This window comes from Streptomyces endophyticus (assembly GCF_035798155.1).
Classification (GTDB): domain Bacteria; phylum Actinomycetota; class Actinomycetes; order Streptomycetales; family Streptomycetaceae; genus Streptomyces; species Streptomyces endophyticus.
Window position 1 is genome coordinate 19733 of the sequence record NZ_JAOZYC010000155.1, and the last position, 15853, is coordinate 35585.

Below are 15853 nucleotides of genomic sequence, written 5' to 3' on the forward strand. Positions count from 1 at the left end.
TTCTGACGCTTCAGGACCGGATGTGGTGATCCTATGCGGCGGGCGGCGCCTGTGCCGCGCTCTCCCTGATGGTCAACTCGGGCGCGAGCAGCACGACTTCCTCGGCCGCGCCGCGGCCCTCGATCTGCGCGACGACCTGCTCCACCGCGCGCCGCCCCATCTCCTGCGCGGGCACGGCGACCGAGGTGAGCGGCACCGACGCGTGCCGGGCGACCTGCTCGGGGCAGACCGCGACGACCGACACGTCCTCGGGGACCGCCCGTCCCGACTGGCGCAGCAGGGCGAGCAGCGGGTCGGTGGCGGCCTCGTTCTGCACGATGAACGCGCTGGTGCCGGGGCGCTCGTCGTAGATCCGCGACAGCGTCGCCGACACGGAGGCGTAACTGCCCTCGCAGGGCCGGTGCAGGAGTCGCAGGCCGAGTTCGGCGCTGCGCTCGCGCAGGCCGGTAAGGGTGCGCTCGGCGAAGCCGGTGCGGCGTTCGTAGACGGCGGCGGCCTCGCCGATGACAGCGATCTCGCGGTGCCCGAGGCCCGCCAGGTGCTCGGCGCACAGCGCGCCCGCGGCGGCGAAGTCCAGGTCCACGCAGTCGAGTCCGGTGGTGTCGTCCGGCAGGCCGATGAGGACGGCGGGGCGGCTGGCGGTGCGCAGCAGCGGAAGCCGCTCGTCGTCCAGCTCGACGTCCATGACGATCACCGCGTCCGCCAGGGCGCTGCCCTCGATGCGCCGCACGGCCTGGGCGCCCTCCTCGCCGGTGAGCAGCAGGATGTCGTAGCCGTGGGTACGGGCCGCGGTGGCGACCGCCGTCGCGATCTCCATGATCACGGGTACGTACATGTCGGTGCGCAGCGGCACCATCAGGGCGATGATGTTGGACTTGCTGCTGGCGAGGGCGCGGGCCCCGGCGTTGGGGTGGTAGCCGAGCCGGCGCACGCTCGTCTCGACGCGCTCGCGGGTGGCCGCCGAGATGGACCGCTTGCCGCTGAGGACGTAGCTCACGGTGCTCGCGGAGACTCCGGCGTGCCTGGCGACCTCTGCGAGGGTGACCATGTCGTTCTCCTGAAGCCGGGTCCGAGGGGGGACGGGTCGCCCAGCGGGCGGGTCGGCGGGGAGCCGCCCGTCGTTCGGCATGCCGACCCTATGATTTGCGCAGGGTGCCTGTCCAGAAGTCCGTCGAAGCGCTTCGACGCCCTGTCCGGGCACCGGCGAGCCACCAGGGAGGACACGCATGACCGACGCCACCCCCACCGCGGCCATACGCACCGCATCGGGCCGGATCCGCGGACTCACGCAGGGAGCGCTGAGCGTCTTCCGCGGCATCCCCTACGCCCAACCACCGGTCGACGCGCTGCACTTGGCGGCCCCGGAGCCGGTGCTGCCCTGGGACGCGGTGCGGGACGCGTTCGCCTTCGGGCCGCCGCCTCCGCAGTCCCTCGTGGGCGGTCTCACGGGCCACCAGCTCCCCGAGGGCGAGGACTGGCTGACGGTCAACGTGTGGTCGCCGGACCTCGGCGCCGCGGGCCTTCCGGTGCTGGTCTACATCTACGGAGGGGCGTACGTCACCGGATCCACGGACGGGCCGCACTACGACGGTTCCGCACTCGCCGCCCGCGGGACGGTCGTCGTGACCCTCAACTACCGGGTCGGCGCGGAGGGTTTCGGCGTCTTCGACGGCGCGCCCGCCAACCGGGGGCTGCTCGACCAGGTGGCGGCGCTGCGCTGGGTGCGGGAGAACGTCGCGGCGTTCGGCGGCGACCCGGACCAGGTCACCGTGTTCGGGGAGTCGGCGGGCGCGGGCTCGGTGGCGGCGCTGCTCGCGATGCCGTCGGCGGCGGGCCTGGTGCGCCGTGCGGTGGCGCAGAGCGTGCCGGGCACGTTCTTCACGCTCGACCTCGCGCGGGACATCGGCGCGCGGATCGCGGAGCGGCTCGGGGTTCCGGGCGCGGGGGCCGCCGAACTCGCGGCGTGCGCGCCGAAGGCGTTGCGTGATGCCACCGACGACCTGATCCGTGCGCTGCCCTCGTACGCGGACCGCTGGGGCCGCGTCGCCCACACGGCCACCCCGTTCTCGCCGGTGGTCGACGGGGAAGTGCTGCCCGTCACCCCGTGGGAGGCGCTCGCGGGCGGCGCCGCGCGCGACGTCGAGCTGCTGGTCGGGCACAACCGGGACGAGTTCCGGCTGTTCACCATCATGGCGGGCCGGTACGGGAAGACGACCGAGGAGGAGGCGGCCGAGGCGCTGCTCCGGTTCGGTCCCGGGCCCGACACCGAGGCCCGCTACCGGGCCGCGTACCCGTCCGCGGACCCGACCCGGCTGCATGAACTCGTCATGTCCGACTGGCTGTTCCGGATGCCGTCGCTGCGGCTGGCCGAGGCGCACGCGGCGGGCGGCGGGACCGCGTACGCGTACGAGCTGTGCTGGGAGGCGCCCGGCGCGGGCGGCGCGATGGGTGCCTGCCACGCGCTGGACGTGCCGCTCGTCTTCGGGACGCTCGACTCCGACTTCGGCGGCCTCTTCCTGGGCGGCGCGCTCCCGGCCGAGGCCGTGGCCCTGTCCGAGGAGATGGGCGCGGCGTGGACCGCATTCGCGAAGGACGGGGATCCGGGGTGGGCGCCGTTCACCGCCGACGAGCGGACGACCCGGGTCTTCGATGCCCCCTCGCGCACGGCTCCGTACCCGGAGGAGGCCTCGCGGCTGCTGTGGGAAGGCTTCGACTTCGCGCCGCTGGGCCTACCTTCTCAAGCATGAACAAACGCGCCCAAATGTCGCTCGTCCTGCTCGCCGGCGCCTCCGGGGCCGTGGACGCCCTCGCGTTCACGGCCCTCGGCACCGTGTTCGCGGGCGTCATGACCGGCAACCTCGTACTGCTCGGCATCTCGGCGGGACAGGGCTCGGGGCACGACGTGGCGGGGCCGCTGTACGCGCTCGGCGGGTACGCGGTGGGGGCGGCGGCGACCGCTCTCGTGTGCCGGGGCGTTCGCGAGCCGCGGGCGACAGGGTGGCCGGGCCGCGTCGTCGCCTGTCTCGCCGCGCAGTGCGTGCTGCTCGGCTTCCTCGCCGTGGCGGGCGGTCTGCTCGGCGGGAACCCGGCCGGGGTGTGGCGGACCGTGCTGCTCGTCGTGGCCGCGCTCGCGATGGGCGGGCAGTCCGCGGCGATGATCGCGGCGGGGGCCGGCGCCGCGCCCACCACCTATTTCACGGGGACGCTGACGACACATGTGACCGGGGTGGTCGACGGGTCGGGGCGGGGCCGGGAGCAACTGTGGGTAACCGGTCGATTGTTGGCCGTGGTCGGCGGCGCTGCCTGCGCCGTTGCGGTACGGGAGGCCGCCGCGCCGTGGGGATTCGCGGCGCCGGCCGTCCTGGCCGCCGCCGCGGTCGCGTGCCAGAAACCTGCACACCGAATGCGCAGGGCGGTCACGGAGCTTCGCAAGTAACCATTGCCTCATACAAGCACCGCACGCCATTGATGCGTGACTGTCCCCCTTTGCTGTCCTGGGACACAGGGTGTTCACAATCCTCTCCGTGAAGAATGTGAAGGACGTGCCACCCGACTGTGAACACCCCGGCACATGACGGCAATTGAGCCCGCTGATCCCCTACGAATGGACCCGATCCGATTAGCTGTGCGACGCGTCAACATGCTTTGATCCTCGGCATCGCATGACGGCCGCAGGGATTCGCACCCACCGATTTCCAGCGCGCCCCGCGAATTTGAAATACCCGGACATACCCATGAGAAAGGCGGCTCATCATGAGCAACCACATTGAGACCGTTGAGATCTCGGACGCGGACCTCGACAACGTCTCCGGCGGTCTCGTCGGCGGCCTCGTCGGCCAGGTCTCCGGCACGGTCGAGGGCATCGCCCCGGTCGCCGGCACGGTTTCCTCCGTGACCAACACGGTCGAGGGCCTGACCGGCGTCAACGCCGGCGCCGTCACCGGCCTGGCCACCGGCCTCACCTCCGGTCTCTGATCCATACCCATGGATCACCGCGCCGCCTCCTGACGGGTGGCGCACCCCAAGCCTCGGGACCCTGTGTCCCGGGGCTTTCGGGGCGTCCGGACCCTTTCGGGGCATTCGGGCACCGGGCCCTTTCGGCCCGGCCCGGCAAGGAAGCTAGGTAAGGGAAAGACTCCGTGCAGTTCCGCCAACAGGCCCTGTCCAAACTGCAGTCGCCGGAGGAGCTCGATCTGCCGGTGCGCCTCGCACGGCCGCAGGGACTGCTCGTACTCGCCGTCACCATCGTCGTCATGGTCGCCGCCGGCGTCTGGGCTGTCACCGGTTCGGTGTCCTCGACGCTCAAGGCAACCGGAATCCTCACGTACGCGCAGGGCAGTTACGTCCTTCAGACCCCCGTCACCGGGCAGGTCACCGGCCTGTACGTGAAGGAGGGCCAGCGGGTGCGCGCGGGCGCGCCGCTCCTCAAGGTGCAGACCGCGCAGGGCAACCGGGCCGTGCGGGCCATCGACGCCGGCCGGGTCACGGCGCTCGTCGCACGGATGGGCTCGGTCGTCACGACGGGCTCCGACGTGGCGACGGTCGAGAAGACCGGTTCGACGCGTGATCCGCTGCTCGCGATGCTGTACGTGCCCGCCACCGGCGCCGGGAACGTGGACGCGGGCTCCGACGTCGACCTGAACGTGCCACAGGCGCAGCAGTACGGCGTGCTGCGTGGGAAGGTCAAGGCCGTCGGCCGCGCCGCCGAGACGAAGCGACAGGTCACCGACTTCATCGGGGACAGCTCGCTGGCGGGCGAGTTCACGAAGGGCGGGGCCCGGGTCCCGGTCCTCGTCGAGCTCACCAAGGCGGACACCAAGTCCGGGTACGCCTGGTCGTCCGAGGGCGGGCCGCCCTATCCGCTCGCCTCCATGACCCTCGCCTCCGGCTCCGTACACCTCGCCGATCAGCGCCCGATGGATTGGCTGAAGCCGTGACCACGACCTCCCTCCCGCCCGCCGGCCACCGCCCCGACCGCCGCCGCGCGCGCCCCGCTCCCCCGCCGGCCAAGCGCCGCCGCAAGGTGCGCACGCCCACGGTGCTCCAGATGGAGGCCGTCGAGTGCGGCGCCGCGGCGCTCGCGATGGTCCTCGCGTACCACGGCCGGCACATCCCGCTGGAAGAGCTGCGCATCGCGTGCGGCGTCTCGCGGGACGGCTCGCGCGCCTCGAACCTGCTCAAGGCGGCCCGCAGTTACGGCATGACCGCCAAGGGCATGCAGATGGAGCCGACCGCGCTCGCCGAGGTGCAGGGCCCGGCGATCCTGTTCTGGGAGTTCAACCACTACGTCGTCTACGACGGCATGGGCCGTCGCTTCGGGCGCCGCGGCGTGCACATCAACGACCCCGACAAGGGCCGCCGCTTCGTGCCGATGGAGGACTTCGACACGAGCTTCACGGGTGTCGTCCTCGTCCTGGAGCCGGGCGACGACTTCCGTACGGGCGGGCGCAAGCCGGGCATCATGACGGCGCTGCCCGCACGGCTGCGCGGCACGACCGGCACGATGCTCGCCGCGATGGTGGCGAGCCTGCTGCTGGTCGGCGTGGGCGCGGTGGTGCCCGCACTCAGCAAGACGTACATCGACCTGTTCCTCATCGGCGACCAGACCTCCCTGCTGGGCGCGCTGTTCGCGTCGATGGGCGCGATGGTGGCGCTGACCGCCGTGCTGACGTGGTTGCAGCAGATGAACCTGCTGCGCGGCCGCATCATCTCCTCGACGCTGAGCAGCGCCCGCTTCTTCGGGCATCTGCTGCGCCTGCCCGTCACGTTCTTCTCGCAGCGCAGCCCGGCCGACCTGGTGCAGCGCCTCCAGTCGAACGACGCGGTCGCCGAGACCCTGGCCCGCGACCTGACGGCGGCGGGCGTCGACGGGATCGTGGTGCTGCTGTACGCGGCGCTGCTGTACTCCTACGACCCGCAGCTCACCGCGGTCGGCGTCGGGATCGCGCTGCTCAACGTGGTGGCGATGCGGGTGGTCGTGCGGATGCGGGCGACGGGCACGCAGAAGCTGCGCGCGGACACGGCGCGGCTGACCAACACCTCGTACACCGGCCTGCAGCTCATCGAGACGATGAAGGCGACCGGCGGCGAGAGCGGCTACTTCCGGCGGTGGGCGGGCCAGCACGCGACGACCCTTGAGGAGCAGCAGAAGCTCGGGGTGCCGAGCGCGTGGCTCGGCGTCGTCGCGCCGACCCTCGCGACGCTCAACAGCGCGCTGATCCTGTGGATCGGCGGCATGCGGGCGGTCGAGGGCCATTTGTCGGTGGGTCTCCTTGTCGCCTTTCAGGCGCTCGTGGCCCGCTTCACCGCGCCGCTCACCCGGCTGAACGGCGTCGCGGGCCGCATCCAGGACTTCGCCGCCGACGTGGCGCGCCTGAAGGACGTGGAGAACTTCCCCGTCGACCAGCTGTACGCGCGCCCGGAGCAGGTACAGAGCACACGCCGGCTGCGCGGCCACATCGAACTGGACGGCATCACGTTCGGCTACAGCCCGCTCGACAAGCCGCTCCTGTCCGGCTTCTCCCTGACGGTGGGGCCCGGGCAGCAGGTCGCTCTGGTGGGCGGCTCGGGCAGTGGCAAGTCCACGGTCTCCCGCCTGATCTCCGGCCTCTACGCACCGTGGGAGGGCGTCATCCGGATCGACGACCGGCGCCTGGACGACATCCCGCGCGGCGCGCTCGCCGCCTCCGTCTCCTTCGTCGACCAGGACGTCTTCCTCTTCGAGGGCACGGTCCGCGACAACGTCGCGCTGTGGGACCCGTCGATCTCCGACGAGGCGGTGGAGGAGGCGCTGCGCGACGCGTGCCTGTACGACGTGGTGGCGCGCCGTCCCGGCGGCGTGCGCGGCAGGGTCGAGCAGGACGGCCGGAACTTCTCCGGCGGGCAGCGCCAGCGCCTGGAGATCGCGCGTGCGCTGGTGCGCCGCCCCAGCATCCTCGTGCTCGACGAGGTGACCAGCGCGCTCGACGCGGAGACCGAGCAGACCGTCATGGACAACATCCGGCGGCGCGGCTGCGCCTGCGTCGTCATCGCGCACCGCCTCAGCACGGTGCGGGACAGCGACGAGATCGTGGTACTCGACCACGGGCAGGTCGTCGAGCGCGGCCGCCACGAGCACCTGGTGCGGGCCGGCGGGCCGTACGCCGACCTGGTCAAGGAGCACTGAACATGACCGACCTGCAAACCGAGTTCACGTCCTCCGACCAAGTCGTGGCGGCCTTCGGCGGCCTCGGCGCCCCCGTCGACTGCACGGACCTGCGGAATCTGCCGCTGGAGGGCCCGCACGTGCTGTGGCTCGTCGCGGGCGGCGCGCTCGACCTGTTCGCGGTCGACGCGCAGAGCCAGGGGCACTGGCACTTCCTGGGCCGTCTGGAGCCGGGCACGCTGCTGCTCGGCCCGGTCGAGGGCACCCAGCACACGCTCGTGGGCCGGCCGTTGAACGGCTGTACGGTGCGCCGCATCCCGCTGCGCGAGCTGCCGTACGCGCCGCCCGCCTACGACGGCTCGTACGGCTGGAGTCTGCTGGAGGAGGCCTTCGCGCTCGGCGTGGGCCGCGGGCAGCGGATCCTGTTCGAGGCGCCGCTGGGCGGGCGCACCGTGGACGCGCAGGAGGACTCCCTCGTCGGCGACGACGACGTGCTGTGGCCTCAACTGGCGCCCGGCAGCGTGCAGTACGGGTCCGCCTACGCGGCGGACGCGGCGTCCGATCTGCTGGTCGACACCGGCCTGTGGCAACGCATGGTCAACCAGCAGTGGCGCCTCCTGTCCACCCTGGACCGCTGGATCGAGCGCCTGGAGAGCGCCCACGAGGACCGTGCCGCCGCCGGTATCCGGGCGGGCGAGGCCGTCCGCGAGCAGGCCGACCGCACGCTGCTCGCGTCCATGGGCACCAAGCGCGGCCGCCGGAGCTCCGCCGACGCGGGCGCCGACGCCACGTACGCGGCCTGCAAGGTCGTCGCGGACGCGGCGGGCATCCGGCTCGTCGACCCCGACCACGTGGGCGCGGTCAGCGACCGCCTCGACCCGGTCGAACAACTCGCCACGGCCTCCCGGCTGCGCACCCGCCCCGTCCGCCTCGCCGGGGGCTGGTGGCGCCGCGACGCGGGCCCGCTGGTCGGCTACCGCGCCTCCTCCGGAGCCCCGGTCGCGCTGCTGTGGCGGCGCGGCGGCTACGAGACGGTGAACGCGGCGGGCGACCGCCGCACCCGCGTCGACGAGGACAGCGCGGACGACTTCGAAGAGCGGGCGATCATGCTCTACCGTCCGCTCCCCGACGGCGATCTGACCCCGTTCAAGTTGATGCGCTTCAGCATGCAGGCGATGACGACGGACGTCCGCAGGCTGCTGCTGGCGGGTCTGGTCACGGTGGGCCTCGGCGCGCTCGTGCCCGTCGCGACCGGCCAGGTCCTGGGCACGTACGTGCCCAACGCGCAGACCAGCCTCATCACGCAGGTCTCCCTCGCGGTCGTGGTCACCAGTGTCGTGACGGCGGCGTTCATGCTGCTGCAGAACCTCACAGTGCTGCGCATCGAGGGCCGTGTGGAGAGCGTCCTGCAACCGGCCGTCTGGGACCGGCTGCTGCGGCTGCCGACCCGGTTCTTCGCCTCCCGCTCGACGGGCGAGCTGGCGAGCGCGGCGATGGGCATCAGCTCGATCAGACGCCTGCTGTCCGGTGTCGGCCCGATCGTCGTCCAGTCGACGACGGTCGGCGCGATGAACCTGGTCCTGCTCCTCCTCTACAGCGTCCCGCTGGCGATGGCGGCGCTCGGCATGCTGGTCCTGGTCGCGGCCGTCTTCCTCACCCTCGGCCTGCTCGAACTGCGCTGGCAGCGCCGCCTGGTGAAGCTCGGCAACAAGCTCAACAACCAGGCCTTCCAGACGCTGCGCGGGCTGCCGAAGCTGCGGGTGGCGGGCGCGGAGAGCTTCGCGTACGCGGCGTGGGCGAAGGAGTTCGCGCGCACCAGGGAGCTGCAGCGCAGGGCCGGCCGTATCAAGAACGCGACGACGGTCCTCAACTCCGTCTATCTCCCGCTGTGCTCGCTCGTGATGTTCATGCTGCTCGCGGGGCCGGCCCGCGGCAGCATGTCGGCGGCGTCCTTCCTCACCTTCAACACGTCGGTGACGATGCTCCTCACATCGGTGACGCAGCTGACCGGCGCGCTGATCTCGGCGGCCGCGGTCCTGCCCATGTTCGAGCAGATCAAGCCGGTGCTCGACGAGAAGCCCGAGGTCCGCGAGGCGGCGACGCAGCCGGGCGAGCTGACCGGCGCGCTGGAGGCGCGGGGCGTCTCCTTCCGCTACACGGACGACGGCCCGCTGGTCCTCGACGACGTGAACGTGTCCATCCGGCCGGGCGAGTTCGTGGCGGTGGTCGGCGAGAGCGGCTGCGGCAAGTCCACGCTCCTGCGCCTGCTGATCGGCTTCGACGCCCCAGCCTCCGGCAGCGTCCTGTACGACGGTCAGGACCTCTCGGCGCTCGACCAGGCGGCGGTGCGGCGCCAGTGCGGCGTCGTCCTTCAGAACGCCCAGCCGCTGAGCGGGTCGATCTACGAGTGCATCTGCGGCGCCGAGTCCTTCACGCAGGAGGAGGCGATGGCGGCGGCCGAGATGGCGGGCCTCGCCGAGGACATCAAGCGGATGCCGATGGGCCTGCACACGATGATCTCGGGCGGCGGCGCGGTCTCCGGCGGCCAGCGCCAGCGCCTGATGATCGCGCAGGCCCTCATCCGGCGCCCGCGCATCCTCTTCTTCGACGAGGCGACGAGCGCGCTCGACAACGAGACCCAGCGCATCGTCATCGACAGCACGAAGGCCCTCCGGGCGTCGCGGGTGGTGATCGCGCACCGGTTGTCGACGGTGATGGACGCGGATCGGGTTGTCGTGATGTCGGCGGGGCGGGTCGTTCAGCAGGGGTCGCCCGCGGAGCTGTTGGCGGACACGGGTGGGCGGTTGCACGAGTTGGTGCGGCGGCAGATGACGTGAGGTCGCAGGGCTCTGCCCCTGGCCCCGCGCCTCAAGCGCCGGCGGGGCTTGAGCTGCCCGCGCCGAACAGCACGCGCATCGCCACCTCGCGATAGTGGCGTACGTGGCTCAGGGCCCGGTCGGCCGCGAGGTCCGCGTCGCGCGCCACGATCGCCTCGTACAGGCCCTGGTGCTCCTCCCACACCGCGTGCGGATCGTCGACCTGCTGGAACAGCCAGCGCATCCGGCCCTCCAGCGGCTCCAGGGTGGAGGCGAGCAGCGTGTTGCCCGCGATCTCCACGATGTGGTGGTGGAAGTCCGTGTTCGCGCGGGAGATGCGGGCGGGCTTCCCGGTCCGGGTGGCCCGCTCGGCGCTGGTCAACAGCCGTCCCAGGGCGGCGATCTGCGGCTTCTGCGCCCGCTCGGTGGCGCGCCGCACGGCGAGCACCTCCAAGGCCTCGCGCAGGTCGAAGAGGTCGAGCACGTCCTGGAACGAGAGCTGCTTGACGATGATCTTGCGGGCCGATGCCGCCTCCAGGAAGCCCTCACTGAGCAGCACCCTGATGGCCTCGCGCACCGGGATCCGGGACACCCCGAACTCCTCGGCGACCTCCCGCTCCAACAGCCGGTCCCCCGGCCGCAGTTGGCCGGAGATGATCCGGTCCCTGATGCCCTCGCAGACCTGGTCACGCAGCCAGCCCGCCTCGCCGGCCCCCGCCTGTGCCATGTTCCCTCCCCGTGTTTCCTCCCCGTCAATTGCCGCTCACGGTATACCAACGCCTTGACGGGCGAGGGTCCGATCCGCATCCTTTGGTATGCCATAGCTCGTGCACTGCACGTCACAAGCGTGCCCACCTGTCCGGACCGTGGACCTTCGAGGTCCCGTCAACAGAGGGTTTGCCATGCCGTCAGCCACTCCGCCGCAGGTCGCCGCCGCGACCGACCACGACGCGGGAACCACCAAGTCCCCTCCCAGCCGCACCCGTTGGAAGGTCTTCCTGCTCCTGCTCGGCATCGTCACGCTCAACTACATCGACCGCGGCTCCGTGTCCGTGGCGCTGCCCCTCATCACCCGTGACCTGCATCTGTCGAAGGAGGTCACCGGCTTCGTGCTGAGCGCGTTCTTCTGGACGTACGCGCTGATGCAGATCCCCGGCGGCCGGCTGATCGACCAGTTCGGTCCGCGCCGGATGGCAGGCGGCGCGTGCGTCGGCTGGGGCGTCGCGACCGCCGCCACGGCGGCCGCCACCGGGGTCGGCTCACTGCTCGCCGCCCGGCTCGCGCTCGGCGCGGTCGAGGCCCCGGTGATGCCGGCCGGCGGCAAGCTCAACGCGCACTGGCTGCCCGCGAAGGAACGCGGGCGCGGCGCGGTCCTCATGGACGGCGGCGCCCCGCTCGGCTCGGCGCTCGGCGGCATCGCCATCTCCGGCCTCATCGCCTGGACGGGCAGCTGGCGGATCAGCTTCGTCGTCGCGGGCGCGGTGACCGTGGCGGTCGGCTTCCTGGCCCTGCGGTACCTGCGCGACACCCCGCGCGAGCACGCGGGCGTGAACGAGGCGGAGGCGACCTACATCGAGCGGGCACACGCCGCCGAGGACGCCGCCGCGCCCGGCGAGGACCGGCCCGCGAAGCTGCGCGACTACGTCAAGCACCGCTCGTTCTGGGGCATGTGCCTGGGCTGGATGGGCTTCAACGGCGTCTTCTACGGGCTGCTCACCTGGGGCCCGCTGTACCTGTCGGAGACCAAGGGCTTCGACATCAAGTCCATCGGCTGGTCCACGCTCGTCATCTTCGGCGCCGGGTTCGTCGGCGAGCTGATCGGCGGCTGGCTCGCCGACCACTGGCGCTCGCGCGGCACCGCCGCCAACACCGTCCTGCGCACCCTGATGGGAATCGCGGGCACGGCCGTGACGGCGGGCCTGCTCGGTGTCCTCCTGGTGCCGGACGCGATGACGGCGGTCGCGCTGCTCTCCGTCGTGCTGTTCTTCCTGCGCTGGGCCGGCCTGTACTGGGCGCTCCCCTCCACCCTCGGCGGGCGCGCCAACGCGGGCGTGGTCGGCGCCGCCATGAACCTGTCCGGCAACATCGCGGGGATCGTCACGCCCATCGCCGTCGGCTTCATCGTCGGCGGCACCGGCTCCTACACCTGGGCCCTGCTGTACTTCGTCGGCGCGGCGCTGCTGTTCACCGCCGCGTCCCTGGTCATCGACTACTCGAGGAGGCTCGTCGTCCGATGAACGAGAACCGTCACCGTCCGCTGCGCGTGGGCATGCTCACGCCGTCCTCCAACACCTGCCTGGAACCCGTGACGTACGGGCTGCTCCAGGGCGCGCCGGGGCTCGCCACCGCGCACTTCGCGCGGGTGCCGGTCACCCGGATCGCCCTCGACACCGGCAGCGACGCCCAGTTCGCCCCCGAGCCGATGCTCGCGGCGGCCCGGCAGCTCGCCGACGCCAAGGTCGACGTCCTGGTGTGGAACGGGACGTCGGGGTCCTGGCTGGGCATCGAGCGGGACCGCGCCCTGGCCGACGCGCTCACCGCGGAGACCGGCATCCCGGCGACCACGTCGACGCTCGCGCTGCTCGACGCCTGCGCCGCCTACGGGGTGAGCAGGCTCGGCCTCGCCCTGCCCTACACCCGCGACGTGGCCGACGCGATCGTGTCGACGTACGCGAAGGAGGGGCTGGAGTGCGTGCTCGCGGAGCCCTTCGGCGAGCACGACAACGAGGCCTTCGCCCGGATACCGCCCGCCGACGTGGCCCGCCAGATCGAGCGCGCGGCCACCGACGGCGCGCAGGCCGTCGCCGTCGTCTGCACGAACGTGTACGGCGCCTTCGAGGCCGACCGGCTCGAACACGCCCTGGATCTCCCGGTGTTCGACTCGGTGAGCGCCACCCTGTGGCGGGCGCTCGACCTGGCCGGGGCCCGCCCGTCGTGGACCGGGCACGGGCAGCTGCTGCGCGACGGCAGCCTGCGCGCCGGGATCCAGTGCGTCCTCGGGACGCTGCTCGCGGCGACCGGCGCCGACCGCACCACGTTCCGCGTCGACCTGCCCGAGCACGGACTGCACGTCGATCTCACCGCGGGCGAGGCGCTGGGCCCCGGCGTCCGCTCCATCCGCCGCGACGCCTCGCTCGACCAGCGCCGCCTCAACACGGTCGAGTGGCTGGAGGCCGAGCGCCGCACGCTGGTGCAGCCGCACTTCCGCGAGGCCCCGCACCCGCCGGAGGCGCTGAAGGACGTGTACGGCGTGCGCGCCCAGATGCTCTCGCCCGTCGAGACCGGCGGCGCGCTCACCGGCTGGATCTCCGTGCACAGCACACGCGAGCGGGCCTGGACGGACGCGGACCGGCAGGCCATCGAGGCGGCGACCGCCCAACTGACTGCCCCGATGGCCCCCAACTGACCGCTCAACTCCCGTAACAGAAGGAGCAGTTCACCCATGCCCAAGGACATCCAGATCGCCCTCGGGGTCGACGTCGACGCGGTCGCCGGCTGGCTCGGTTCCTACGGAGGCCAGGACTCCCCCAACGACATCCAGCGCGGTGTCTTCGCCGGGGAGATCGGCACGCCGCGCCTGCTCAAGCTCTTCGAGCGCTACGGCATCCGCACGTCGTGGTTCATACCCGGCCACTCCATCGAGACGTTCCCCGAGCAGACCCGGATGGTCGTGGACGCGGGCCACGAGATCGGCGCGCACGGCTACTCGCACGAGAACCCCATCGAGATGACGCCGCAGCAGGAGGAGGACGTCCTCGCCAAGTCCGTCGAGCTGATCGAGCAGTTCACGGGGCGCGGCCCCAAGGGCTACGTCGCGCCCTGGTGGGAGATGTCGGAGTCGACGGCGGCCCTGCTCCACAAATACGGCTTCTCCTACGACCATTCGCAGAACTACCGGGACTTCACTCCGTTCTACGCCCGCGTCGGCGACTCCTGGACGAAGATCGACTATGCGGGCGACGCGAAGGACTGGATGAAGCCGCTCGTGCACGGCCACGAGGTGGACCTCGTCGAGTTCTGCGGCAACTGGTACGTCGACGACCTGCCGCCCATGATGTTCAACAAGCACGCCCACAACAGCCACGGCTACGTCTCGCCGCGCGCCCTCGAACAGGACTGGCGCGACCAATTCGACTGGGTGTACCGGGAGTTGGACTACGCCGTCCTGCCGATCACGTTGCACCCGGACGTCTCGGGCCGCCCCAACGTCCTGCTGATGCTGGAGCGCTTCATCGAGTACGTCTCCGGCCACGAGGGCGTGTCGTTCGTGACCCTGGAGGACGCGGCCGACGGCTTCCGGCGCCGCTTCCCGTTCGAGGGCACCGAGCGCCCGGCCGACATGCGCTGATCGTTTACACGGCGGCAATCGTGGGCGCTCCAGAGGAAACGCGGGGCGCCCTCCCGTGTAACACGCGGCTTCTACCTTCACTCGCGTCTGCGGTATACCAACCGGTCCTCCCACCCTCCCGGAGGGGCACATGGCCAGCGCCGAAGAGTACGAACACGCACCTGTTCCGCCCACCGCACGCAAGAGCCTCCTGCCGGTGGCCGCCGTGTGGTTCGGGTTCCCGATGAACCTCGGCAACGCCGTCTTCGGCGGCGTGATCGTCTACAACCTGGGCCTCGTGGAGGGCCTGCTCGCGATCCTCGCCGGCAACCTCGTCCTGTTCGGCTACGTCGGCGCCCTCAGCCACTACGCGGGCCGCACCGGCGAGAACTTCGCGCTCCAGGCCGCCGACACCTTCGGGCGCCGCGGCCGGATCGCCGCGGCCGGTCTCCTCGCCACGGTCGTGATCGGCTGGTTCAGCTTCCAGATCGGCCTCACCGGCACGACCCTTCAGGACACGCTCGGCTGGGCCCCGATGTGGGGCGCGCTGCTGGGCTGCGCGATCTACACCTTGCTGACCGTCGCCGGGATCCGCGCCCTCGCCCTCGTCGGCGCCGTCGCGACACCCCTGTTCGTCGTCCTCGGCGCGGTCGCCATCGGCTACGGCGCGGGCCACACCTCCGCCTCCGACGCCCTCACCTACCAGGGGACGGGCGGCGCCCTCGGGTTCGGCGGGGCCGTCGCCATCGTCATCGCCGGGTTCGCCGACTCCGGCACCATGACGGCCGACTTCACCCGCTGGTCCAGGAGCGGGCGCAGCGCGGTGGTCGCCACCGCGTTCGCCTTCCCGTTCGCCAACTTCGTCGCCTACGCGCTCGGAGGCGTCGTCGTGGCGATCGGCGGATCCGCCGACCCCGCGGCCGACGGCGGCGGCTTCCTGCCGCTGCTCACCGGACACGGCCCGCTGCTGACGGCGCTCGCCGTGCTGTTCGTCTTCGTCAACCTCGGCTCCGTCGCCTCGCACTGCCTCTACAACGGTGCCGTCGGCTGGGCCGCGCTCACCCCCGCCAAGATGCGCCCGCTCGCGCTCGGACTCGGCGTCCTGGGACTGCTCTTCGCGCTGAGCGGCGTGTGGGGTCACTTCGTGGACTGGCTGAACCTGCTGGGCGTGTTCGTGCCGCCGATCGGCGCCGTGCTCATCACCGACCAGTACCTGCGCCGCAAGGGCCGGGCGGCCGATGCCCGCGACTACCGCTGGAGCGCGCTCGGGGCGTGGGCGGCCGGAGCCCTGGTCGCGGGTCTCGCGCACTACTTCCTGCCCGGCTCCGTCGACCCGCTGTTCGGCATCGTGGTCGCCGCGGTGGTGTACGCGGTGGCCGAGCGGCGCCGCCCGCCACGGGCGACGGCCGAGCCGGCCATCGACGCCACGACCGCCTCCACCGTCTGAGCGGCACCGTCGGCGCGCCCCGGCCAGCCCCGCCGCGACATGGCAGCCCGGAAAAGTGTCGCAGTTATACGTACGACTGCGACATTTTTCTGGGCACACCACTCGCCACGGGCCGGGGC

The 15853-nt window shown here is 71.9% G+C and carries 12 protein-coding genes; 10 read left to right on the plus strand and 2 right to left on the minus strand.

Features of this window, described 5'->3' with window-relative positions; translation table 11 throughout:
• Positions 1–31: 31 nt before the first annotated feature.
• Positions 32–1048: a LacI family DNA-binding transcriptional regulator gene (locus OKJ99_RS31480; RefSeq protein ID WP_326021357.1), complete on the minus strand. Its 1017-nt coding sequence runs from the start codon at positions 1046–1048 to the stop codon at positions 32–34.
• A 178-nt stretch (positions 1049–1226) separates the two neighbouring features.
• Here OKJ99_RS31480 and OKJ99_RS31485 point away from each other — a divergent pair, with 178 nt between their 5' ends.
• The 6 genes from OKJ99_RS31485 (at position 1227) to OKJ99_RS31510 (ending at position 9981) form a co-directional block, all read left to right on the plus strand.
• Positions 1227–2747, plus strand: coding sequence for a carboxylesterase/lipase family protein (locus OKJ99_RS31485; protein ID WP_326021358.1), 1521 nt, complete (start codon positions 1227–1229; stop codon positions 2745–2747).
• Complete coding sequence (locus tag OKJ99_RS31490; protein ID WP_326021359.1) at positions 2744–3436, plus strand: YoaK family protein; 693 nt, start codon at positions 2744–2746, stop codon at positions 3434–3436. The genes OKJ99_RS31485 and OKJ99_RS31490 overlap by 4 nt, the downstream gene beginning before the upstream one ends.
• Before the next feature lie 317 nt (positions 3437–3753).
• The gene (locus OKJ99_RS31495) at positions 3754–3975 is read left to right on the plus strand and encodes a type A2 lantipeptide (RefSeq protein WP_326021360.1); all 222 of its coding nucleotides are present in this window, start codon (positions 3754–3756) and stop codon (positions 3973–3975) included.
• 164 nt (positions 3976–4139) lie between these two features.
• Complete coding sequence (locus tag OKJ99_RS31500; protein ID WP_326021361.1) at positions 4140–4937, plus strand: DUF2118 domain-containing protein; 798 nt, start codon at positions 4140–4142, stop codon at positions 4935–4937.
• The gene (locus tag OKJ99_RS31505; RefSeq protein ID WP_326021362.1) at positions 4934–7165 is read left to right on the plus strand and encodes an NHLP family bacteriocin export ABC transporter peptidase/permease/ATPase subunit; all 2232 of its coding nucleotides are present in this window, start codon (positions 4934–4936) and stop codon (positions 7163–7165) included. The genes OKJ99_RS31500 and OKJ99_RS31505 overlap by 4 nt, the downstream gene beginning before the upstream one ends.
• A gap of 2 nt (positions 7166–7167) precedes the next feature.
• On the plus strand, positions 7168–9981 hold the full coding sequence (locus tag OKJ99_RS31510) for an NHLP bacteriocin export ABC transporter permease/ATPase subunit (RefSeq protein WP_326021363.1): 2814 nt from the start codon (positions 7168–7170) through the stop codon (positions 9979–9981).
• A gap of 31 nt (positions 9982–10012) precedes the next feature.
• On the opposite strand, the gene OKJ99_RS31515 is transcribed toward OKJ99_RS31510, so the two are convergent.
• Positions 10013–10687 carry a GntR family transcriptional regulator gene (locus OKJ99_RS31515; protein WP_326021364.1) on the minus strand — a complete coding sequence of 225 codons (675 nt, stop codon included), beginning with the start codon at positions 10685–10687 and terminating at the stop codon, positions 10013–10015.
• A gap of 175 nt (positions 10688–10862) precedes the next feature.
• On the opposite strand from OKJ99_RS31515, the gene OKJ99_RS31520 reads away from it, so the two are divergent.
• The 4 genes from OKJ99_RS31520 to OKJ99_RS31535 all read left to right on the plus strand — a co-directional run bounded on the left by OKJ99_RS31520 (position 10863) and on the right by OKJ99_RS31535 (position 15734).
• Entirely contained in the window at positions 10863–12197 is a 1335-nt protein-coding gene (locus OKJ99_RS31520; RefSeq protein ID WP_326021365.1) for an MFS transporter, read from the plus strand.
• Positions 12194–13366, plus strand: a complete 1173-nt coding sequence (locus tag OKJ99_RS31525; protein WP_326021366.1) for a maleate cis-trans isomerase family protein — start codon at positions 12194–12196, stop codon at positions 13364–13366. The genes OKJ99_RS31520 and OKJ99_RS31525 overlap by 4 nt, the downstream gene beginning before the upstream one ends.
• A gap of 36 nt (positions 13367–13402) precedes the next feature.
• On the plus strand, positions 13403–14308 hold the full coding sequence (locus OKJ99_RS31530) for a polysaccharide deacetylase family protein (protein WP_326021367.1): 906 nt from the start codon (positions 13403–13405) through the stop codon (positions 14306–14308).
• A gap of 130 nt (positions 14309–14438) precedes the next feature.
• Positions 14439–15734 carry a purine-cytosine permease family protein gene (locus OKJ99_RS31535; protein ID WP_326021368.1) on the plus strand — a complete coding sequence of 432 codons (1296 nt, stop codon included), beginning with the start codon at positions 14439–14441 and terminating at the stop codon, positions 15732–15734.
• Positions 15735–15853: the final 119 nt, after the last annotated feature.

Coding starts and splice junctions, on each gene's coding strand:
- OKJ99_RS31485 (WP_326021358.1), top strand. CDS start 1,227: ATGACCGACGCCACCCCCACCGCGGCCATACGCACCGCATCGGGCCGG.
- OKJ99_RS31510 (WP_326021363.1), top strand. CDS start 7,168: ATGACCGACCTGCAAACCGAGTTCACGTCCTCCGACCAAGTCGTGGCG.
- OKJ99_RS31495 (WP_326021360.1), top strand. CDS start 3,754: ATGAGCAACCACATTGAGACCGTTGAGATCTCGGACGCGGACCTCGAC.
- OKJ99_RS31480 (WP_326021357.1), bottom strand. CDS start 1,048: ATGGTCACCCTCGCAGAGGTCGCCAGGCACGCCGGAGTCTCCGCGAGC.
- OKJ99_RS31490 (WP_326021359.1), top strand. CDS start 2,744: ATGAACAAACGCGCCCAAATGTCGCTCGTCCTGCTCGCCGGCGCCTCC.
- OKJ99_RS31515 (WP_326021364.1), bottom strand. CDS start 10,687: ATGGCACAGGCGGGGGCCGGCGAGGCGGGCTGGCTGCGTGACCAGGTC.
- OKJ99_RS31530 (WP_326021367.1), top strand. CDS start 13,403: ATGCCCAAGGACATCCAGATCGCCCTCGGGGTCGACGTCGACGCGGTC.
- OKJ99_RS31525 (WP_326021366.1), top strand. CDS start 12,194: ATGAACGAGAACCGTCACCGTCCGCTGCGCGTGGGCATGCTCACGCCG.
- OKJ99_RS31535 (WP_326021368.1), top strand. CDS start 14,439: ATGGCCAGCGCCGAAGAGTACGAACACGCACCTGTTCCGCCCACCGCA.
- OKJ99_RS31520 (WP_326021365.1), top strand. CDS start 10,863: ATGCCGTCAGCCACTCCGCCGCAGGTCGCCGCCGCGACCGACCACGAC.